General features: G+C 46.4%; 13 protein-coding genes. 10 read left to right on the top strand and 3 right to left on the bottom strand.

The features are described from left to right. Nucleotides 1-339 precede the first annotated feature (339 nt). Nucleotides 340-6,303 (top strand): OmpL47-type beta-barrel domain-containing protein, encoded by a 5,964-nt coding sequence (locus tag ASG93_RS36985; RefSeq protein WP_056839335.1) that lies wholly within the window; start codon nucleotides 340-342, stop codon nucleotides 6,301-6,303. A gap of 137 nt (nucleotides 6,304-6,440) precedes the next feature. On the opposite strand, the gene ASG93_RS33045 is transcribed toward ASG93_RS36985, so the two are convergent. Together ASG93_RS33045 and ASG93_RS33040 are read right to left on the bottom strand one after the other, a co-directional pair. Then, a complete protein-coding gene (locus ASG93_RS33045) occupies nucleotides 6,441-7,364 on the bottom strand; it encodes a response regulator (protein WP_056839333.1) in 924 nt (307 codons plus the stop codon). A gap of 4 nt (nucleotides 7,365-7,368) precedes the next feature. Beyond that, nucleotides 7,369-8,646, bottom strand: coding sequence for a sensor histidine kinase (locus ASG93_RS33040; RefSeq protein WP_235551047.1), 1,278 nt, complete (start codon nucleotides 8,644-8,646; stop codon nucleotides 7,369-7,371). A 269-nt stretch (nucleotides 8,647-8,915) separates the two neighbouring features. On the opposite strand from ASG93_RS33040, the gene ASG93_RS33035 reads away from it, so the two are divergent. The 4 genes from ASG93_RS33035 (at nucleotide 8,916) to ASG93_RS33020 (ending at nucleotide 15,240) form a co-directional block, all read left to right on the top strand. After that, nucleotides 8,916-10,181, top strand: coding sequence for a cation:dicarboxylate symporter family transporter (locus ASG93_RS33035; RefSeq protein WP_156411134.1), 1,266 nt, complete (start codon nucleotides 8,916-8,918; stop codon nucleotides 10,179-10,181). A gap of 24 nt (nucleotides 10,182-10,205) precedes the next feature. Further along, a complete protein-coding gene (gene aspA / locus ASG93_RS33030) occupies nucleotides 10,206-11,630 on the top strand; it encodes an aspartate ammonia-lyase (RefSeq protein WP_056839328.1) in 1,425 nt (474 codons plus the stop codon). 52 nt (nucleotides 11,631-11,682) lie between these two features. Next, nucleotides 11,683-13,104: an NAD-dependent malic enzyme gene (locus tag ASG93_RS33025; protein ID WP_056839326.1), complete on the top strand. Its 1,422-nt coding sequence runs from the start codon at nucleotides 11,683-11,685 to the stop codon at nucleotides 13,102-13,104. Nucleotides 13,105-14,004: 900 nt separating this feature from the next. Next, complete coding sequence (locus ASG93_RS33020; protein WP_056839324.1) at nucleotides 14,005-15,240, top strand: MFS transporter; 1,236 nt, start codon at nucleotides 14,005-14,007, stop codon at nucleotides 15,238-15,240. 63 nt (nucleotides 15,241-15,303) lie between these two features. Here ASG93_RS33020 and ASG93_RS33015 read toward each other — a convergent pair whose 3' ends face one another. Then, complete coding sequence (locus tag ASG93_RS33015; protein WP_056839323.1) at nucleotides 15,304-17,727, bottom strand: beta-propeller domain-containing protein; 2,424 nt, start codon at nucleotides 17,725-17,727, stop codon at nucleotides 15,304-15,306. A 239-nt stretch (nucleotides 17,728-17,966) separates the two neighbouring features. On the opposite strand from ASG93_RS33015, the gene ASG93_RS35640 reads away from it, so the two are divergent. The 5 genes from ASG93_RS35640 (at nucleotide 17,967) to ASG93_RS32995 (ending at nucleotide 23,445) form a co-directional block, all read left to right on the top strand. After that, the gene (locus ASG93_RS35640) at nucleotides 17,967-18,128 is read left to right on the top strand and encodes a hypothetical protein (RefSeq protein ID WP_156411128.1); all 162 of its coding nucleotides are present in this window, start codon (nucleotides 17,967-17,969) and stop codon (nucleotides 18,126-18,128) included. A 117-nt stretch (nucleotides 18,129-18,245) separates the two neighbouring features. Next, complete coding sequence (locus tag ASG93_RS33010; RefSeq protein ID WP_056839321.1) at nucleotides 18,246-20,348, top strand: hypothetical protein; 2,103 nt, start codon at nucleotides 18,246-18,248, stop codon at nucleotides 20,346-20,348. A 102-nt stretch (nucleotides 20,349-20,450) separates the two neighbouring features. After that, entirely contained in the window at nucleotides 20,451-21,560 is a 1,110-nt protein-coding gene (locus tag ASG93_RS33005; protein ID WP_162262899.1) for an efflux RND transporter periplasmic adaptor subunit, read from the top strand. Continuing rightward, nucleotides 21,557-22,243, top strand: coding sequence for an ABC transporter ATP-binding protein (locus tag ASG93_RS33000; RefSeq protein WP_056839316.1), 687 nt, complete (start codon nucleotides 21,557-21,559; stop codon nucleotides 22,241-22,243). The genes ASG93_RS33005 and ASG93_RS33000 overlap by 4 nt, the downstream gene beginning before the upstream one ends. Further along, nucleotides 22,243-23,445, top strand: a complete 1,203-nt coding sequence (locus ASG93_RS32995; protein ID WP_056839314.1) for an ABC transporter permease — start codon at nucleotides 22,243-22,245, stop codon at nucleotides 23,443-23,445. Before ASG93_RS33000 ends, ASG93_RS32995 begins: the two co-directional genes overlap by 1 nt. Nucleotides 23,446-23,451 lie beyond the last annotated feature (6 nt).

Genomic DNA, 23,451 nt, shown 5'->3' with positions numbered 1-23,451 from the left:
CTCCGCCAGTATGGGCGATTTGTCCGATAAGATTAACCTGGTTGGAAAGGATATGGATACCGTATCCCATGCGGTTGAAAACACAAAAAGGGTCAGCGAAAGCACGAAGCACCTCAATGGGTGCTCTTTTTGGTGTTCAATGCTTTGTGTTATTTTGGAAGCGTATTCAAAATATCTGTTTTTTAAACAAAAAGAACGTTTTTTTACATGGGAAAGAAGAAAAATACCATCTATGATGTGAGGAGGAAAACATTCCCAATGGGGCGGAGGTGTGACGTTTACGCAACGTGAACAGACATCATAGTAGAAGGATAAATACATAGAAGGCGAGGACTCCGTATGATGAAGAAGAAAATAAATCGAATATTAGCAATTCTATTGTGTGGTCTTATATTTTCCTACAATATGCTCCCAACTTTGACTTTTGGTGAATCTACTGCCCATGCAGATGAGGTGTTTGTAAAGAAATTTGATTTCGGTCCAGCGAGCAGCCCGGTCATGGCAGGCTATGATCAAGTTCATGATCAGTTGACCTATACGCCGGAACGAGGATACGGGCTTGAAACAGCGCTGCCAGCGGGAGCCTCCAGGAATCGATCAGGCGGCACTGATTTGACGAACGATTTTATTCTGGGAACGCCCTTCACGTTCTTAGCGGACGTGCCAAACGGCAATTACAACGTGACGATTTATTCGGGCGATCTGCTCGCAGGTACATCCACAACGAAAACGACGGTTGCCCTTGAAGGGGTGACGAAAGGGACGATTTCAACGAAGGTAGCTATCGCGCAAGCAACCTACAGCACCACGGTAACTGATGGCCAATTGACAGTTGGTATCACTACAGGCTACAGCGGCACAGGTGCCGGCTATTTGAACGGCCTCGTCATTGAACAGGTGCCAGCAGCGCAGGCGCCTTCGGCTCCTCAATCACTCGCTGTAACCAATATCAATTTGACACCTGGTGCAGCCTCCGTATCACTCGGTTGGAGCAGCGTGACGGATTCGGTCTATTACAATGTGTACCGTGCGACGAATAGCGTAACGAATTATGATTTTATCAAACAAGTGACAGTAAATTCTTACACCGATATGGCCGTTTCTGTAGGAAATATATATTCCTATCAAGTCACTGCTCTGGGTGCAAGCGGACTTGAATCTGCAGCGAGCAGTTCTGTAACGGCGGAAGTGATACCGTCTATATCAATTCCGGCTGCTCCGACGAACTTGATTGTAAGCGGTGTCACTTTGGATAAAGTGTCCTTGCAATGGTCAGCATCGAATGGAGCAACGGGGTATAAGATATTCCGTTCGGATTCTGCTGCCGGAATTTACACCGAGCTCGGCTTGGTAACATCGACGACATTCACAGATTCTACGGCCGACACATTGTCGGTTCATTACTATCAGGTAAAAGCAACGAATGCGGCAGGCGTGTCTGAAGCCTCGGGCGTGGCAGCAAGCACGGTGTATGCTGCCCCTAACGAGCTGCCTTCCGGACTGCCGTTGAAATTAGACTTCGGTCCTGGGGCTGTAGCTGACGGCTATTTCGGTATTACGACTCCAGTGGCCTATACAGCCCAGTTGAAATACGGATTTGCCAATCCTTCGCTTGTCAGCTCAGGTAACAGCGGCACATTAGATCCACTGAAATCCGATTATCTATCGCCAGCGGGCACTTCCTTCAATGTGGACCTGGCAAATGGGGATTACGCTGTTACGGTAACGGCAGGTGATGCCAATGCAGCAACTGAAGTGGCTGTTTCCGTAGAAGGAATGACGGCAAATAAAATTGCGCTTACGCCTAAGGCAGCTGGCGAATATTTGGAGCAGACGTTCGAAGTCGCGCTGGTTGACGGTCAATTGAATATCTACTTCTCGGGTTCTGCGCCCAAAATTAATGGGCTTGTCATTTCCAAGCTAGCGGATCGGGTGGCTGGAGAAATGCCTACGGTTTATATCGCAGGGGATTCTACGGTACAGACTTACGATTCATACTGGAAGCCTCAGGCTGGTTGGGGACAGATGATTTCCCGTTACTTTACTTCCGACATTACCTTCAGCAACCAGTCCATCGGGGGCCGCAGCAGCAAAACGTTCCTCACGGAAGGTCGTTTAGATAACATTTTGCGAGCGATCAAACCGAATGACTACTTCTTGATCCAATTCGGTCATAATGATGCGACAATCTCTGTTCCAGAACGGTATGCATCTCCCGAGGATTATAAAAACTATCTGAAGACGTATATCAATGGCGCTAGGCAGCGTGGAGCTGTGCCGATTTTGGTAACGCCCGTCGGCCGCAGGGATTTTAACGCGACAACCGGTATCTTCAATGTCAGCTTCCCGACCTATGTTGCCGCGATGAAAGAACTGGCACAAGAAATGGATGTAAAACTCGCGGATCTCAGCACATTAAGTCGTGCTTACTATGATACCATCGGGCCAATTGGAACGCTTGCTGTCTTCCTACATGTACCCATAGGTACCTATACTGCCTTCCCGAGCGGAAATGCGGACGATACGCACTTCCAGGAATATGGCGCAATCCAAATCGCACGTCTTCTGTCAGGCGGAATTAAAGACCTTAATATTCCACTTTCCGCCTATGTCACGGATGTTGCGCCGCCTGCTGCAGTTCCACCCCAGCCAATCGGCGTAGTGGCAAGCAATGTGAGCAATGCAGGCGCTGTATTGACGTGGAATGCAGTGGAAGGTGCGGATATCTATAAGATTTATAGAAAGTTAGCATCTGACACTAATTACGTCTTAGTGGGTACGTCGACTGTTCCGACAACTACGATTCAAGGTATGACGGAAGGACAAACCTACCATGTAGTAGTTACAGCAGTTAACGGCAAAGGAGAGTCTGAACAATCAGATGTCGTCGTCATCAAAACGAAGCATGCGACCATCAAGTTCGACTTCGGTTTGTCTTCCTCACCGGTTCAAGCTGGCTATACCGGCGTTAACCTTTCTTCCACATACACGGCGGAGAAAGGCTACGGCATCAAGGACCCGACAGGCATGATTGGCCGTGATCGTGCTACCGGTACGGACCTGCTCCGCGATTGGCTCGGCTATTTCAATGTTGGCTGGGAGTTTATGGTGGATATGCCGAACGGTCTTTATTCCGTTAAGCTTTACGTTGGCGACTATTTGGGAAGTGCAAGAACGACAGTTGCCATCGAAGGTACGGACTTTGGGACCGTTACGGCGGGCAACAAATCCGTCGTCGAAAAAATTATTTCACAGACTTCTGTTAGTGATGGACAAATGAACTTCAAGTTCGGCGGTACGACGGCGATTGTAAACGGTTTGGAAATTACGCCGATTCTCATGGCGCCTACAGCTCTGAAAATCGATGCGAAGAACACAGATCCGGAAAGTCCTTCTGTTTCCCTGTCGTGGACTGGTGTAGAGGACGTCGCGAAATATAATGTTTACCGCAAAGTAAGCGGTACGTCGAAATTTCAGCTGATTGGAAGCGCAACGACGAACGCTTACATTGATAATACAGTTGATGCAGGGATGGAGTATGTATACCAAGTGACGACAGTGGACTTGGCCTCAACGGAAACCGGTCCATCTACAGCTCTCAACGTATCCATGGTTGATCCAAATGTTCCTATTCCTGCCGTACCTGTTAATCTTCAAGCTATAAGCGTGAATAAGAATGATCTCACCCTTAGTTGGGGGCCGGTCACAGGAGCCAAAACGTATAACATTTACCGTTCGGAGACGAGTGGCGGTACATTCGAGTTGATTGGCAAATCAAGCCAATCCAGTTATACCGATACGACAGTTCTTACGACGATTCCTTACTATTATAAGATTTCAGCCGTAAGCGCAGGCGGAGTATCCGGGCAGTCCGAAACACTGGCAACACCAATCGTAACCGTACTGAGCCGGCAAGCTGAATATCTTGATCGTGCGCTGGTAGCGGTCAAACAGGTTAATGGTGTCTATGTAGGCTGGAAAATGCTTGGCACAGACCCGTCTGACATCGCATTCAATCTGTATCGCAGCGGTGTCAAAGTAAATGCAGAACCGATCACAGGCGCAACAAATCTGCTCGATGAAGCGGGTACGGATACGTCTGTATATCTCCTAAAAATCGTTATCGGCGGTCGTGAGAAAGTGGCTTCGAAAGAAGCATCCGTATGGCAGAACAATTATATGTCCACACCGCTCCAGAAGCCGGAGGGCGGCATCACAAAATCCGGAGAAGCCTACACCTACAGCGCGAACGACACCAGTGTCGGCGATGTGGATGGCGATGGCACGTACGAGTTGATTGTGAAGTGGGACCCGTCTAACTCCCACGATAACTCACAAGCTGGCTATACCGGCAACGTTTACATCGATGCCTACAAGATGGACGGCACTCGCCTGTGGCGTATCGACCTTGGACCGAACATTCGCGCTGGAGCGCACTACACGCAGTTCCAGGTTTATGACTTGGATGGTGACGGCAAAGCGGAAGTCACGTTCAAAACAGCCGATGGCACGATTGACGGAACAGGCATTGCTATTGGTGATGCAACAGCCGATCACCGCAACAGCAGTGGTTATGTGCTGGAAGGACCTGAATATTTAACCGTCTTTAATGGTTTAACTGGAAAAGCCATCGCAACGACGGATTACGATCCACCACGCGGAGTCGTTTCGGACTGGGGCGACTCCTATGGCAACCGGGTGGACCGTTTTCTGGCAGCAGTTGCTTACCTCGACGGTGAGCATCCGAGCTTGATTGTCAGTCGTGGCTATTATACAAGAACCGTGATTGTTGCTTACGATTTCAAGAATGGCGCATTGACGAAAAAATGGCGTTTCGATACGAATGATGAAGGTCTTGGAGCGGCCTATACAGCCCAAGGTGATCATAACTTGTCCATCGGCGACGTAGATGGGGACGGCAAGGATGAGATCACGTTCGGTGCCATGGCGATCGATGATGATGGTACACCGCTTTACAACACTGGGCTCGGCCACGGGGATGCGCAGCATCTAGGCGACCTGGACCCTTCCAGACCAGGGCTAGAATTCTTCAATGTACATGAGCATCTAGATTCTCCTTATGGTTTGGACTTCCGGGATGCGAAAACGGGTGAAATTCTTTGGGGTGTGAAGACGGGAATTGATACCGGACGCGGCATGTCGGCAGACATTGATCCGAACTATTTGGGTGAAGAGGTATGGGCTGCAACAATAACGAATGCTCAGCATATTCCTCTCTCAGGTCTTTACAGCGCGAAAGGCGAATTGATCAGCATGTCCATTCCAAGCTCAACGAACTTCGGTATTTGGTGGGACGGCGACCTGAGCCGCGAACTGCTAGACAGCAACCACGTTGATAAGTGGGACTATGTGAACCATACGACCAACCGTTTGTTTACGGCTGAAGGGGCATTGTCAAACAACAGCACGAAAGCAACGCCGAATCTGCAGGCCGACCTGTTTGGCGATTGGCGGGAAGAAATCGTATGGAGAAGTACAGACAGTTCAGAGCTGCGCATTTATACGACGAGTACTGTGACCCAAACACGCCTTCGTACGCTGATGCATGATCCGATATACCGCTTAGGGGTCGCTTGGCAAAACACCGGTTACAACCAACCGCCTCATACAAGCTTCTACCTTGGGACTGACATGGAGGAACCGACTGCGCCGCATCTTACGATTGTGAACGAACCGGCACCTGGATTACCACCTACGACTACCGATGACGCACCTACAGGTTGGGTGAACAAAGATATCAAGGTAACGCTCACGGCTAGTGACAGCGGCTCCGGCGTGGCCGGTACCTATTACACGGTGGATGGCGGTGCAGAGCAGGAGGGTTCCTCTATTATCATTACAGATGAGGGCACGCACACTCTCTCATACTGGAGTATTGACATGAAAGGCAACGCCGAGTCTCCACATGCGGCAGTCGTGCAAATTGATAAAACGGCACCTACATTAAATTTGGTATTGGATCAAACTGCTTTGTGGCCGCCAAATCACGAAATGATTACCGTGAAAGCAACAATTAACGCAAATGATAGCCTTTCTGGCAACACATCTATTGTTCTTACATCCATTGCAAGCAACGAGCCTGATGATGGGCTAGGTGACGGAGATACGCCAGGTGACATTCAAGGAGCGCAAATCAGCACATTGGACACGGAATTTATGCTTCGTGCAGAGAGATCAGGTAAAGGCAATGGGCGCATTTACACCATCACCTATACAGCTATTGATTCTGCAGGGAACACAACGACCCAAACAGCTAATGTTATAGTTTCTCATAACCAATAAACACATATAAAATCTCAATGGAGACAGGAGGCTTTGAACGATGACCCGAAAGATGGACACTTTGAAAAAAGTGACCTCTCTCGGGTCTTTTTACGTTTATAATCAATGAATAAGAAAGGTTGAGGATTACACGATCATCAGCTCATTAACTTTCTTGATTCTAAATAAAGCACTTGAATAAACTTTTTTGTGTTTTGCCGGATCAAGCTGAGAGCAGGGGATTCATCATTTTCCAGTGCTTTCATTTTTTTGCGGATATCACTCAGGTCAAAAAACTTTGTAGAGTACTGCTCGAACTTTGGATTCGAATAATCAATTAATCCTAGGGATGCCAAGTGGGTTAGCGCTTGGTTTATGGCCCGCCGCACCCGTTGTTCGGCCGCTTTGATCTCTTTTTTCAAGTCGATACTGGAAGCGGAGGCACCTAATTTTTTTAAGGCGATTTGGTGGTATAGTTCATGAAGCTGCGGAAAGCCCTGCTCCTGTGGATGATCAGCCTCATAACGGTACAGATATTCTAGCATCTCTAGTAAGTCCTTGCTGCCGGCTTCTCCTATCAGTCCAAGATCCGATAACATGTAGTTTCCGCATGTGATGATATTTTTTTCATTGGAAGACGGCTCTTTCTCCGTTAATGCGCCGCTAAAGCCGACAGCACGGAGTGATTTTTGGATATTTCGAAGGGATTGGTGCATGCGCAGCAAGTCAGAGACCTTGCGAATAACGGCGATTACTTCCAAACGGTTTATAGGCTTGGTGATATAATATTCAATTCCGCAGGCATAGGCCTTGACTATCATTTCCTTCGACTCTATCTGAGAAATCATTATGATTTTCCCTTCGAAGCTGCCGGATAGCTTACGAACGGTTTCTATACCGTCACGAACGGGCATTAGTAAATCAATAAGCACGATATCTACTTGCTTGAGTTCAAGCAAAGTGTTATCAACATCCGCCCCGTCGGGAGCTTCGCCTACCACACTTCCTAAATCCTCATCCTCGATAATTTGTTCCAGCATGGAACGGATAGCCGGATCGTCATCGATAATAAAAAAACGCATGGTGCTACTCTCCCTTTCCTATTTGGCTAATCGGCAATGTGATGGTGAAAACAGTGCCTGCGCCTTCGCTGTTGTCTTGAACTTGGACGGTCCCGAGCAAACGCTCTGTTTCCTGCTTCACATAAACCAAACCGATACCCGTCGAGGGATTGCCTGCATCATCGAATTTGGTCGTAAAGCCGGGCATAAAGATTTTCTCCCGATACTTTGGCTTAATGCCCGGACCATTATCGGCGACGCTGAAAACAATTACGTCCATTTTACGTTCAACCCCTATTCGGATAATGCCCTGTTCCTCAAGCGCTTCAACGGCGTTGGCAACCAAGTTATTAAACAAAGACAATGTGGTGAACACATGACACAAAGGAAAGATACCCTCGGTTTGCAGCGTGAAATCGATCTTCTTGCCAAGTGATTGGGCATATTTCTGATTGGAGCGCAGGACGATATCAGCAAGTTCTTCCACCCTCATATATTCGCTATCGTGCGATATCAGGCCGGATAGACCAGCATAAATACGTTGATTGTCCTTTTTGATCTCATGAACCTGCCCGGCAATCTGGAGAGCCTTTTGTGCTAGCTCTGCATGTGAGACAGGCTGTTCATTAATTAACGATTGATACAGCTCGTAGCTGTCACGGGCGATATTTTCCGCGTTGTGCAGCGTTTTCTTCAATTGAATGGTTTCCTCATAAAGCTCAGAAATAAGCATCAGCATCTTCTCGTTTTCTTTGCGCTTCTGTTCTTCGGCCGCTTTGGACTGCCTCAATTTGACCAAATTGAAAAACCCAAGCACGAAAAAACTTCGAAAAAAAGCAATGAGAACTATCTGATTCCAGGTTGCGAAGTTGGTCGTTTGCTCAGTTGCCGAATAACGCAGCAAAAGCTCTGCCAACGTCGCGGCGATTTCACACGCCACACCAAATGCTCCGACCAGAAGCGGCCGATTATGACGACGGTTTATTCGAACTGCCGCGAAGGTAATCGCATAGGTCAAATAGTAAAAGAATACCGGATAATGATGCTGAAAAGCAGCTCCCCAGTTCCAGTTCCAATGTGGTTCGAGTGCCAACTCAAGTCCCATTCGAAAGATCGTAACCGAGCTGCCGACAAGCAATCCGGAGATAAGCGGTGAGGGAGAACGAAGCCAGAGTAGGAATAGAAAAAAGGCAGGGGTGCCCAAGCTTACCCGAAAATCAGTTTGAAACGGGTAAAAATTCAATTCGCCCGCGACCGGAACCGAAATGACCATTAGTGTTAAAAGGAGCCATTTTTCTTTCAATACGCATTCCAGCCTCCTTTCTTAACAAGTTAACAGTCTTTCGACATCATTTGAATAATTCCTTCCTCTATGGTCAGATATACGCCTTCTTATTCATTATTCCAATAACGAGATGAATAATTCGAAAGGTGGTTGGATAAGAATTTTTGTTCAACTTGTAGATTCAAATAGATTGCTGTAGATTCCCCGTACAATAGAACTCATTCAAAGGAGTATAACTTTTCACACAAAAGAAAGCGCTTTACATTTTATAAAAAAGGGGAATTATGATGAAAAAATTTGGCTTGGCTTTTCAAATTTTGTTTGGACTACTATTAGGGATTATTGTTGGGGCTATTTTTTATGGTAACCCAAACATCGAAAGTTATTTGAAGCCGGCGGGAGACATTTTCATTCGTTTGATTAAAATGATCGTCGTTCCTATTGTCGTTTCCTCTCTCATTGTTGGAGTAGCGGGAGTAGGAGATATTAAAAAGCTTGGAAGACTTGGTGGGAAAACGCTTCTTTACTTTGAAATCGTGACGACGATTGCTATTATTTTCGGCTTGGTCATAGCGAATATCTTTCAGCCCGGAGCTGGAGTCAATATGGCTGGACTAGCCAAGTCGGATATTACGAAATATGTCGAAGCGACGAAAACAGTGACCAGTCACAGTTTTGCTGACACCTTTGTTAATGTCGTTCCAAGTAACATCTTCCAATCATTAGCAGCCGGCGACATGCTGGCCATCATTTTCTTCTCCGTAATGTTTGGTTTGGGCGTTGCCGCAATTGGCGATAAAGGAAAGCCGGTTTTATCTTTTTTCCAGGGCGTTGCCGAATCGATGTTCTGGGTAACGAACCAAATTATGAAATTTGCGCCGATCGGCGTATTCGGGTTGATTGGTGTAACTGTATCCAAATTCGGTGTTGGCTCTTTGCTTCCTTTGGGGAAATTGGTGCTTGCGGTATATGTCGGAATGTTCCTGTTTGTAGTTCTCGTGCTTGGTTTGATTGCTAAGCTCTGCGGCACAAGCCTTATGGCCATTATTCGCATTTTAAAAGATGAACTCATTCTCGCTTACTCTACAGCAAGCTCCGAAACGGCGCTTCCAAAGATGATGGAAAAAATGGAGAAGTTCGGCGTACCGAAGGCGATTACGTCCTTCGTCGTTCCAATCGGATATTCGTTTAATTTGGATGGCTCCACGTTATATCAAGCGATAGCCGCATTATTTATTGCACAAATGTATGGGATCCATATGCCGATTAGCTCTCAAATCATGTTGATGCTTGTCTTGATGCTCACTTCAAAGGGAATTGCTGGCGTGCCTGGCGCTTCGTTCGTCGTCCTGCTTGCCACTCTTGGATCTGTTGGGATTCCGCTCGAAGGTCTCGCTTTTATCGCAGGTATTGATCGTATTCTGGATATGGCTCGGACAGCAGTCAACGTTATCGGCAATTCTATGGCCGCAGTGGTTATGGCCAAATGGGAAGGTCAGTACGATAAGGGCAAAGGAAAACAATATTTAGAATCCGTCAAGAAGGCTGCGTAAGAGAATAGCGAGGGGGAAACAACCATGACAACAGCTCAGCAAAGGATGGAAAAAGATTTTCTTGGTTCAAAGGAAGTGCCTTCCGACGCCTATTATGGCATTCAAACACTGCGCGCGGTAGAAAATTTTCCGATTACCGGCTACCGCATTCACGAAGAATTAATACGTGCAATGGCAACTGTTAAACACGCGGCTGCTTCAGCGAACATGGAGATCAGGCAGTTGAACCCGCAGATTGGGCATGCTGTGGTGCAAGCAGCACAAGAAATTATGGACGGTAAATGGCATGATCAATTTATCGTCGATCCGATACAAGGCGGAGCAGGTACGTCCATCAACATGAATACCAACGAGGTCATCGCCAACCGGGCGATCGAGATTCTTGGGGGAATCAAGGGCGATTATTTTAAAGTAAGTCCCAATTCGCATGTGAATATGGCCCAGTCGACCAACGATGCTTTTCCGACGGCGATTCATATTGCAACACTTTCTTTAATTGAGAAGCTGCTCGTGACGATGGAAGAGATGCTCACAGCATTTCGCAAAAAAGCCGTGCAATTCGACGGGGTTATCAAAATGGGACGGACGCATCTGCAGGATGGCGTGCCGATCCGCCTCGGGCAGGAATTTGAAGCCTACAGCAGAGTGCTGGAGCGCGATATCAAGCGGATCAAGCAAACCCGCGATCATTTGTACGAAGTCAATATGGGTGCAACAGCCGTCGGAACCGGCCTGAATGCCGATCCTCGCTACATTAAGCGAGTTGTGGAATTGCTCGCTGAGCTCAGCGGGCTGCCGCTTACGAATGCTGATCACCTCGTGGACGCAACTCAAAATACGGATGCCTATACCGAGGTGTCTGCCGCATTGAAAGTTTGCATGATCAACATGTCGAAGATTGCCAACGACTTACGATTGCTCGCTTCCGGACCGCGTGCTGGACTTGGAGAGCTGAATCTGCCTGCGCGTCAACCCGGTTCATCGATTATGCCAGGCAAGGTCAATCCGGTCATGGCAGAGGTCGTCAACCAGGTTGCATTCCAGGTCATCGGGAATGACCATACGATTTGTCTTGCCTCTGAAGCGGGGCAGCTCGAGCTTAACGTGATGGAGCCTGTGCTCGTGTTCAATTTGCTTCAATCACTGAGCATGATGAATCAGGTTTTCAAAGTTTTCCGTGTGCATTGTTTGGAAGAAATCGAAGCGAACGTAGAGCGTTGCAAAGAATATGTAGAGAAAAGTGTTGGCGTCATTACCGCGCTCAACCCGCATCTGGGTTATGAAGTCGTAGCGAGGATCGCGCGTGAAGCGATTCTGACAGGGCGTCCGGTTCGGGAGCTGTGTCTTCTATATAATGTCTTAACGGAAGAAGAGCTCCAGATCATTCTAGATCCTTATGAAATGACGAATCCGGGTATCGCAGGAGCGGAGTTATTGGGTAAGAACTAAAGAGGAATTTGCAAAAACCGTTTCACAAAGTAAAGGGAGAGTGCACAAACAAATGTCAGTGTCAAGCGGTGCCAGCACGTATATGATATTTCGGCTTCAAATCGATAAAGAACTAGCTTCGCTAGGAGATATAGCAGCTGTAATTGAAGGAACAAACGGCGATATTGTGGGGATTGATGTTATCTCCTCCGGCCGTACCAACACTGTCCGCGATATAACCGTCAATGTGTTAGATCAAGCGCACAGCCAATTAATCGATGAATCGCTTCAAAAGCTAAGCGGAGTTAAAGTGATTAACGTGTCAGACCGGACTTTCCTCGTACACTTGGGCGGGAAAATCGAGATTGCCTCCAAAATTCCGGTAAAAAACCGTGACGATTTGTCACGGGTATACACCCCGGGTGTCGCCAAAGTCTGCACAGCGATTGCGGAACAGCCGAGCAAAGCCTACTCACTGACGATCAAACGGAATATGATCGCGGTGGTATCGGATGGAACGGCCGTTCTTGGGCTTGGCGACATCGGACCGATGGCAGCCATGCCAGTCATGGAAGGCAAGGCCATGCTTTTCAAAGAATTCGCAGGTGTTGACGCATTTCCAATTTGCTTGGACACGAAGGACCCTGATGAAATTGTCCAAATTGTAAAGGCAATGGCTCCAGCATTCGGAGGCATTAATTTGGAGGACATTTCGTCACCGCGCTGCTTCGAAATTGAGGAGCGTTTGAAGCAGGAACTGGATATCCCGGTGTTTCACGACGACCAGCACGGAACGGCTGTCGTCCTACTTGCCGGATTGTTGAACGCGCTCAAGATTACCGGCAAACAAATGTCGGATATTAAAGTCGTTGTGAACGGCATTGGCGCAGCAGGCATCGCTTGCTCGAAGATGCTGCTCGCCGCCGGTGTGCATAATTTGATCGGCGTGGACCGCAATGGCGCGATTCATCGGGAAGCTATTTACGACAATCCACATTGGACGGCGTTTGCTCAGACGACGAATCCGAACTTGGAAGTCGGAAGCTTATCCGAAGTTATCAAGAACGCGGATGTTTTTATCGGCGTTTCGGCTCCGAATATTTTAAAGGTGGACGATGTCCGGTCCATGGCGAAAGACCCGATCGTCTTCGCGATGGCGAACCCGGTTCCAGAGATCGATCCGGATCAGGCCAAGCCTTACGTTAGAGTCATGGCTACGGGTAGGTCTGACAAGCCAAATCAAATCAACAACGTGCTTTGCTTCCCCGGTATTTTCCGCGGGGCATTGGATTGCAGGGCGAGCGAGATCAATGAAGCGATGAAGCTTGCGGCCGCGCAGGCAATCGCATCCGTAGTGACGGATGAAGAATTGAACGAAACGTATATTATCCCGAGCGTATTTAACCAGAAAGTCGTGGAAAAGGTAAGAGAAGCTGTTGTTGAAGCGGCTTACAGTACCGGGGTTGCACGGAAAAGCATGAGAGAATCAAATTAAGGGTAAAGTATATAAAAGATAAAAGACACTTCTAACAGAAATCTGTTGCGAGTGTCTTTTATTTTAATTAATTATCCAATTTAAAGAAATACTAAATCTGAACGACGGCGCGAAAACGTTGGGGCTGTCCCAAAAAGCCATTGTTGGCTGTTATGCCTCTCTTCCCTTTACTGTACTTTTCTAGAATAACCATAATTTCCTGAATAGGAACGTCGATGCGCTATTTGGACGAAAAGCCCCCGAAATCATGAGGAAGAGGAACGTAGAGGCGTTATTTTGCTGTTTTTCGCCTCCGGATCATCCCTTTCGATCAAATAGCGTCCTTACGTTCCTCATATTCAATTTCATGCGCAGATTTGCCGAAATAGCACATCGACGTTCCGCAAACAAGTGATTATATAGAGAAACTTAATTGGTGATTTATAAGACTGGGACTCTCTGGTAAATAAGGGGTTCCGGTTTATTATTTTTTTTAGTTGTTCCAGTTCATCCAGATTGTTAAATGATCTATATTATAAAACCATAGTAACATCAAATATACTGTTGATAACGAGGGGACTAGCTTATGTTAAAGGTGCAAGCTTGGCGAGCAGATCTAGCAGTGGAGCAACAACCTCTTCGGATTTAATGTCCAAATTAAACGAAACCGGTTGATCCTTGAAAGCCAGCAGGCACGGTGTCCAGTTTCTCCAACTCCTGACCGGGGTGTAACTTCAAGGCATGGTGGGACTTCAATTACGGAACCCTGCAAGAGAGGATTCAAGCGTATTATCTGGTGTTCCATCGCATTTCCGTATGTGGTAGAGATCCACTTAGGTCTCGTTTTCTAATAGACGATGAACGAACATATGTGCTATAATTGGGAGATTCTGAGCATCGCATATAGATTGGAGATTAGGTATGAATCATTCGTTACTTCGGAATCGGACATTTGTTTTCATGATGATAGGAGAAGCCATTCAAGGCGCAGGTATTTGGACAAGCGTTATAGCCAATTTGCAATTTATGCAAAGCCACGTTCCGTCTGATTTGGGCAAGAGCTTGATTCTAATGTGCGGTTTATTTCTCGGGGTACTCATATCGCCGCAAGCCGGGGTGTGGGCAGACCGCTATGATAAGAAAAAAATCTTGCTTATATCAGGGATTGTCCGCTGTCTGGCTCCGATTGTCATGTTTGCGGCGATACAGTACCAATCTGTCGCCATCATGCTGTTGTCCGTCGTCATCATGCAAGTAGCGGCTACTGTTTATATGCCAACCGTACAAGCAGCACTGCCTTCCGTCGTCCCGGCCTCTGAGCTGCTTAAAGCGAACAGCATCAACTTTAACGTGATGACTATAGCGAGAATAGGCGGCACTGCAGCAGCAGGTATACTGGTATCTATGATGAATTTGTACATGGTCTACGCGCTGTCGCTTGTTTTTTACGTCATCCTCGTGATGCTCATTACACAGTTGAGGATTCCCAGTGCTACGGATTCCACCGTGGCTGCAAAAAAGCAGGAGAAAATACGCTTTACGGAGTTGTTTCCACTCATTCGGGCAGAACCTTCTATCTTCATCGGACTTATCAATAGCGGGGTTATTACTTTGTTTCTTGGCGGTTTTAATTTGCTTGTACTGAAGTTTAGTCAAATCCAGCACAAACCGGAATTGATGGGTTGGATATATTCATTAGAAGGTACTAGCATTTTGATTGCAGGCCTATTCGCAAAGCGTGTGATCGGTATGCGAAATCTAGTGACCAGCTCGACGCTGTTCATGTTATTATTTGCGCTTTCTTTTGCAGGAATGTCCTTCAGCGAGAGCAGTTATGCGGTTCTCGGCTCTTACGTTATGTTCGGTTGCGCCGTCGCTTTTTTCTTTCCGATGGTATCTACACTTTTCCAAATCAAAGTGCCGAAAGAAGTGCAAGGCCGCTTTTTCTCGTTTCGAGGAATGCTTGACCGCATGATGTTCCAGATTTCGCTTCTTGCGACCGGAGCTTGTCTCGATTGGTTCGGGATCTCCACATTTTTGCTGACGCTTGCCATTATTACATTATCGAGCGGGATCTTGACGTTGTTCATGGCCAAACGAAAATCAATGGACGTCCGGCAACCGATTACTAGCGACACCGTAGCTGGAAATAAATGAATCTAGAGAGCGAACAAGCCCCGATCCTTGAAGGAACCGGGGCTTTAATCGTCAAGAAAAGGGCTACGGAATTACCACCAAGCTCTTTTCCTGCAGCGTATTGAGGTCATTCGCTTTAATTAATCCGTTCGAAACGGTGTAAAGCGTATCGCCAATATATAGAACACGTTGTACCTGCTTGTCGCCGACTTGAACATATTGCCCGGCTTTTTGCAGATCTTCCTGAGTAAGATGGGTAATGCCGCCACGGAACTGGAAGCCTTTTTCCAAATCGAGGTTGTAGACGTAAGCGCCTTGGAAAGCAAAATTGCCGTATGCGCTAGCAGACATCTTCGGATTGTTTGACGTCTGATTCGGGTCGATTTTCATTACGTTAACAGGGAAGGAAAGCAGATTTTTTTCCTTGTTAAAGAGCAATGCACGGTGATTGTGCAGCAGCTCGGAATCCGTGCCGCGGTCCCCGATCAGCTCCTTAAATTTCTCCTTCGGATTATTCACATCGGTAACATCGAACAGAGCCACTTTCATGCCTTGGTAATAGGCAATGGACTGCGGCCCATTCGAAATTTTGTTATTAACCTCGATCGTATCTTTTCCGAAGCCAATAATGTGGTTTTCATCATAAGGATGCAGATAATCGCTGTAGCCAGGAATCTTCAAAGCACCTAACAATTTCGGTGCAGCTGGATCCTTTAAATCCATGACGAATAGCGGATCGGTGTTTTTAAAAGTAACCATGTAAGCCCGATCGCCTATGAAGCGGGTGGAGTAAATCCGCTCTCCTGGAGCGATGTTTTCGATCTTGCCTTTCTCGTTCAGGTTCCCGTCAAGTATGAAAACATAATTCTTCGAAGTCCCCTCATCTGTCCGTCCCACTTCGCCTGTTGTTGTAGCGAGCCTGAAGTAGCCGTTATGCTCATCCATGGAAAATTGATTGAGTAAGCGCCCGGGCACCTTGCCTGTATGTTTGTATGCTGCTTTACCTTCGTTCAGGCCAAATTGATAAATGATCGTTTCCTGCTTAGGAAGTTCAAAAGGCTGGATAGTTCCGTTCGGCTCACCGATTCGAATGGCTTGCGCAGGATCACCAGCAGGCATCTTCATAGGCTGGATTCGCAGCTGTTCATAATTCGTTACGGCCACATATAAGTTCTCTTCGGACGCGTACACGTTCTGCCCTGAACCGAGGTAAGAAGTGACATTCATCGTCTGATTCAATTCATTCAGGCTGATACCACCGATGAGCACATAGTTAGGATCCACAGCTTTCGGCAAGTAATAGACCTGATTGAGCGGAATAGAGGTATAGGAATCACCCGCCGCTGAATCCCGATAAGAAGGTATTAGCGCAATCTTCGCTTTTTCTTTATCCGCCATTTCTCGGTATTGGTAGAAATTCACGTACTTATTGGAGATAAAATAGAGCATTGATCCGATTTTGCGGGAAGAAACGTAGTTTCCTTCAAGCTCAGCTTCCTTTACAAGCTTCAGGCTGGTCCGGTCAGTGAGGTCGTAAACCATGACCTTTGCGTTACTCTGGGATCTCATAGGCATAAGGGGGATCATTTTCTTCTCTGTGACGCTACCTGACCCATTATATGGGATGGTTTTATAGTTCTGATAAGAATTACCAAGCACGATCAGATGCTTGTCGTCCACATAGATTTCACTTGGCTGGAACTGAGTGTCTTGATTTCCCGGGAAATCAAGAATGCTCATTACTTTCATCTGGTCGGCGGGATAAGCCTGAGTGACTACGATTCGTTGTTTGTTTACCGTATAGATGTAAGTTCCATCTGTCTTGATGACATCGGATTCATCCACGCCTTGCACTTGTACATTCGTGCCGGAGTAACCGGGTGCCACTGCCTTGGCCGAATCTTGGACTGGAGCAGCAGCATCGGCACTAGCTGGAACCGAAGCGTTATCGGAGGTGGTTTCAGCTTTAGCTTGTTTCGTTGTTAAACTAATTCTGGCGTATCCATTGCTTTCATTCTGCGTCAATAGTGTGATCAAGTGGTCATAGGTACCGACTACCGGCAAGCTGTCGGTCTGCTTCGTGACGTTCACTGAGCTGGTAGCCGAATCCCAGCGAACAACGAGATTTGCGCTTTCCATAAAGAAACGCAGTGGAACGTACATAGAGCCATCAAAAATTTGCGTAGTCCCGTAAATGGTGCTTGCTTTACCGTTCACGTAAGCAAAGTCTGAATTCATTGGCAGCTTCAATTCATACTCGTTACCAGTAACTACCGCAAGCCGTTCGGCTGCATGCCATGTCACTTCCATGCTTAAAGCCTTTGCAAGATCCCGAACAGACGCCATAAGAATACCGTCTATGAATTTAGGCTGGAGCGAGAATGTGATCGGTTGGCCCTCAAGCCGGACCACTGGTTCCTGATCGGCGTTAGTGGCAACGGGAGCAAATGCGGACGTTAAGATCGTAGCGGATAGCAGGAGGCCGACGACCAAACCTTTTTTCTTCATCTTCTTCATCCTTTTCAATAGTTTTGAGGGTTTCCATTATTTTCAACTATATCCTCTTAACGGATGAGCTTTCTGATTTGTTTCAGCGATTTTAAAATTATTTTTATGGGGTATCAAAACCAGCAATTTACAAGGAATGATGAAAATGGAATTTACAATTAATCTATGTCTATTTAATACCGTGTAAATAAAATAAATTTAAACTAATCCTATCAATAAGTCGCGAAGGGAGAGAACTCATGGATATCAACACGTATGCTTTGGAAAAAATGATGGCTCAAAGAAAGACGGAAATAGAACAATCCGTGCTGATGGAATGGAAAGTAAAAAAAGAAAACGAAACAAATTGGTTGGTGAAATTGCAGCCCCCTTTTATCAATAGAGTAGGCTTAGTTCGGTAACCTCCAAGATTTGCCAAGGGGCATGCTTTTGCAGTTGCTCCTTTTAATTATGAATCGCTGCTTGCAATGAATATTCCAAAAAAATCCCTAAAGTGGAGAAAGGATGAAATTATAACTATGAAGTCGCCTATCTTGAAACTGGCAGCATTGGCTATTTCCATTTCGCTCTCCCTAAGCGCTGTAACACCCGCATTTGCCGATGGGGAGGGATCCGCGATCATTGGCAAGGTCTCCATTTCGGAGCAAAGTTACTTTGAATTAAAGCAAATTCATTTGACGACATCTCAGAACAGTAAGCTGGCTGTAATCAACATATCGATTCATAATGGAGGCAGCAGCGCATTAAAAGTGATCGATTATTGGATCCGCTTAAAAAATAAATCAGGCAGCCAATTCTCCGCTCGTTCACTTCCTTCTGATAAAGACAAGACTTCCGTTGCTCCAGGCTCAAATGTGGATATGACTTATTATGCGAACGTGAATGAAAACACGCAGCTTCAAGATTTGGTAGTAGAGTTTATGAATTGGGATTTGAACCGGACAAAATTCGAAAGAGTGCTCGGTGAAATCTCTGTACCTGATACTTACACGGATGTGACCCCATCCCAAGAAGGTTCAATCCTCCAAGTCGGTGAAACGGAAGTAAAGGCTTCGATAAAGAAGCTCGTTAGCAACAAAAACGAAAAATATCATGTGCCTACCGTTTATTTAACTCTAGAGAATGTCGGTTCAAACGCGATTACAATTCCGTCCTACCTTTTTTCGATTCGCACACCGGAAGGACTTCTGTATCCTTTGGAAGCGAAAGGACTCAAAGATCTAGCCGTCAAACCGAAAGAAAGCAAAGAAATTCAGTTATCCGGAACGATTCCGGCTGCCGTTTCTTCCGATCATTGGGAGCTTGTCATAACGGAGACCGCGACCGATTTGAAAATCAACCTGCCTGTGGCCGTATTTCAGCTTCCAGCCGCAACCTTGAGTCAAGGCGGTTCCATCGGCAAAGCCTACTCTTTTACAAGTAAATCTGGTGTTTATACCACTGAATTGAATGCTTTATACCGTCTCCCATGGGAAGATCAGGATCTAGTGAGCGCAGATATTACCTTAAGCAATAAAGGTCCGGATTCGCTGTCCATACCGAACTTGACCGGATACTTTCTTCTAGACGATGCGGTTAAAATCGAAGCCAATATCGTGCAAACGGCGAATGTAGTCGGTATAGCTTCCGATTCGTCCTTGAATTTACAAATGGTAGGTAAAATTCCTTATACATCGAAGTATTCGCGAATGAAGTTGGTACTGCAGGAGAAAGAAAGCGACACGGTCACAACGGATGTGGTTGAGTTTACCAGTCAATCCGAGCTGCAGGCGATTCCCTTTCATCGCTTGGATCAGCCGTACATTCTTGACGATGCGGGTAGAAAAACCGGCTTTAAGATCCGCGGCCTTAATCGTTATACAAGCAATACAAGTTCATTGGTTATCGCTCAAGTAGAAGCGACGAATTTGGAGAAAAGATATACCGCACCCACTAAGCTAGTCGCTCAATTCAGAGCAGCTGACGGAACGGTGCTTCCAGCTTCGGTAGCCGAAGTCAACAATAAAATAAGTCCGAATGGCACTGCACTGCTGAACGTATCGGCTTCGCTTCCGAAAGGGTTTTCGACGGAAAACATGCACCTGATTATCGGTGAGTCCGTAACAGAAGGCAAGCTGACGGAGAGCGGCGGCAAACCCGATTCTTACGTGAAACCCGTGGCGTTCATGCTTCCTGAAGTGAAGGCAGATGTGAAGGACTCACTGAAGGACGTTATCGTATACCCGTATCAGATTTCTATGAATCATTTTGGAACGATGGTCGAAAACAGTACGTTTACTCTTAAATTCAATTATGAAATCAGTCGCGAGGGCTATCTGGAAACGAATGTAGACGGACATAAGCTCGTGCTTGTTTTTGAAGACGGAAGCGGTCAAAAGTCGTTTGAGAAATCGTTCGAGATGAAAGATTTTGACCCGGTCGAAGGTGAAACGCCCGAAACCGTGGGGACGAAGCTGAAAATTGGCAAACATGAGAACTTCAAAATACAAGTAACAGATGCCGATTTGATATTCAAATCCTCTTTCTTGAAGCAGTATAAGCTTAGTTTATATGAAGAATTTCAAGGGCAAAGGAAGCTATTGGCGACTCAAAAGGCGGACTGGTTCATTACAACGGACTAAGGGTTTCAACTATCCATCTCATGCTTAATTGCCAAGAAGCTTTAGTGCTTTTTGGCACAAAAGCATACATGTAAATACCTAGAGAATGGGGAGAGAATGATCGTGCTGAGAAAAGCGCTTTGGGGAGTATTGGTTGTCATCCTTTTGGTTGTTGCCGTACTAGTTACTGGTGTATTTACCTCAAAAGGAAGTGCGGCGGTTGTCGTGAAAGTCTCCACAACGAAAGAAGGGAACATAACGAAAGACGTATTCGCGAACGGAAAGATCGAGTCTAAAGTTATCAAGGAACAATTTGTAACATCAGGCGGTGTCATTGAGAAGATTCACGTCAAAAAAGGCGATCCTGTCAAAAAAGGTCAGGAGCTGCTTACCTTGTCCACGACGGATTTGAATGCGAAGTTGAAGCAAGAGAAGCATCAACTTCAAGTGAATCTCGCTGAGAAGGAGAAGTTTCTGAAAGATCAGGAAAAAGTGAGAAAGCAAACGTTTGAAACGGTGAAAAAAGAAATGAGCGAAACGGGTTCAGCTGTGAGTTTGGAATCCTTTGACGAAAATAGTGCTGTTGATGAGAAATTGTACGATCTAAAAATTCAAGACGCAGAGTCCAACATCGATGACATCCAGAAAAAGCTTGAAAAAAATCAATTATTTGCTGATATCGATGGTATTGTGACTGGGATTTCCGTCAAAGAGGGACAAGAGATCACACTTGGCACATCATCATTTATGATTACAAACGTGTCTCAATTACAGATCAAAGCGAACTTGGCGGAAAACGATGCCAACCTAGCTAAAGTAGGGATGAAGGTTAAGGTATCGGGCGACGCATTCACGAATACCTATGCAGGAAGCATTTCGTATATATCGCCGGTTGCTGTCACCTCCGAACTGGATGCCAAGGAGTCAGTCGTTGAGTTCAAGGTCGATCTCGAACAGCCGAATGTTGAGCTTCGTCCCGGTTATAAAGCGACCGTTCAATTAACTATAGAGAACGCTGCGCACCATATCGTACCTCTTAGTGCTGTAAAGCGGGACGGTAAGCAATCATACGTATTTAAGGTTGTTGATAATAAAGCCGTTCGAACCAACGTTAAGCTTGGGGAGGAAAACGACGAATTTATCGAAGTACTCGAAGGACTGCAACCAGGTGACCAGTTTATTGAAGGACCCTCCGCTGACGTGAAGGAAGGCATACAGGTGGTCATAAAATGATCGCATTGGAGGGAATTCATAAAGTTTACCGCAACGGCGCATTGGAAGTTCAAGCCCTTAAACCGACGTATTTGACGATCGAGAAAGGGGATTATGTAGCGATTATCGGACCTTCGGGATCAGGGAAATCGACGCTAATGAACATTCTGGGCTGCTTGGATATTCCAAGTGGCGGCACCTATAAATTGGATAGTCAAGAAGTTCAATCGTTGACGGAAAAAGAATTAGCCAAGGTTCGCAATAAGAAGATTGGGTTCGTGTTCCAAAATTTCAACCTGCTCGCCAGGCAAACGGTTCAAAGCAATGTGGAGCTTCCGATGCTGTACGGAGGCGTTGCCTCTTCGGTTCGTACGGAACGGGCAAGCGGCTTGCTGGAGAAAGTCGGCTTGGGAGGGCGAGTGCATCACCGTCCGAGCGAATTGTCCGGCGGGCAAAAGCAGCGTGTCGCCATAGCGAGAGCATTGACGATGAACCCAGCCATACTGCTGGCGGATGAGCCGACTGGAAACTTGGATCAAAAGTCGTCTCATGAGATTATGGGGCTATTCACTCAGCTGAACGATGAAGGGTCTACGGTGATTGTCATTACCCATGAAATGGACATTGCTGAGCATGCCAAACGCATACTCCGCTTCGGAGATGGGGAAATCATCGAAGATCGCCGAAAGGAAAGTGAGCGATAGTGAGTATATGGAAAAATCTATTGATTTCCTTGGACAGCTTGCGAGTGAACAAACTCCGTTCTTTGCTTACGATGATCGGCATTATCGTCGGTGTTGCTTCCGTTGTCTTGGTTGTATCCATCGGCCAAATTGGTAAAGGCTCCGTCTTATCCGAGCTCGCTAAATATTCCCCAGGCGTTTTCTTCGTAACGCCGTCCTCAAGCGCGACGAAAGCTGATAAAATCCAAATAACAATGACGGATTTAAAACAAGTGAGCAGGCTAGAAGGGATTCAAGCTGCTTCGGGCTCTTTAGGCATGACCATGACTTCCAAATCAGGGGACTCTACGATTAATTTTAACGTGACAGGCACGTTTGCAGACACCGTCAAATTTATGAACTTGAAAACGGAAGCGGGCCGGTTCTTTACCGTAAGCGAGCAAAAGTCGCGTCAAAAGGTGATCGTCGTTGAATCGGACTACGCAATCAGACAGTTTGGCTCCGCAGAACAGGCTGTAAACCGAAAGATCACGTTGGATGGGAATAAATATGAGATCGTTGGTGTGTACAAGTCCGATAAATCGATATTATCCGGGCTGGATGGTAAAAATGTTTCCGCTTATATGCCTTATGATTCCTTGCCTCTGCTCAAAGAGGGTACGAATAATGAACTGGATTCACTGATGGTTATTGCAAACACCGCGGATTCCATGCAAAAGGATAATGCAGGAAAAGCGATAACAAGCCATTTAGCCAAAGCGCATAACGTTGAGAGTAGTTATTATGAAGTTCAGAAGGTAGAGGATTTCCAGCGAAACCTCGATGTCGTATTTAATGTTATGCAGATTCTAATAGGTTCCATTGCCGGCATTTCCTTGTTAGTCGGCGGTGTCGGCGTCATGAATATTATGCTTGTGTCCGTTACGGAGCGCACGAGGGAGATCGGTACTCGCAAAGCAATCGGAGCTACGCCAGGGTTGATCTTACAGCAGTTTATGATGGAGGCAATCATTCTTTGCTTTCTTGGCGGGGTGGTTGGCATTTCAATCGGCGTACTAGGTTCGTTTGCCTTCTCACTGATCACCAAGTGGCAATTCGTTTTATCAGGTTGGACGATCATAATCGCTTTTGGATTTTCTACGGCTGTAGGTCTGTTCTTTGGATGGTATCCCGCTAAAAAGGCGGCCAACATGCAGCCTATTGAATCACTAAGATACGAATAAGGGTAG

Origin of the sequence: Paenibacillus sp. Soil787 (assembly GCF_001429545.1) — a bacterium.
Classification (GTDB): Bacteria; Bacillota; Bacilli; order Paenibacillales; family NBRC-103111; genus Paenibacillus_E.
The sequence above is the reverse complement of the archived record's forward strand: the minus strand, read 5'-3'. Positions and strand labels throughout refer to the sequence as shown.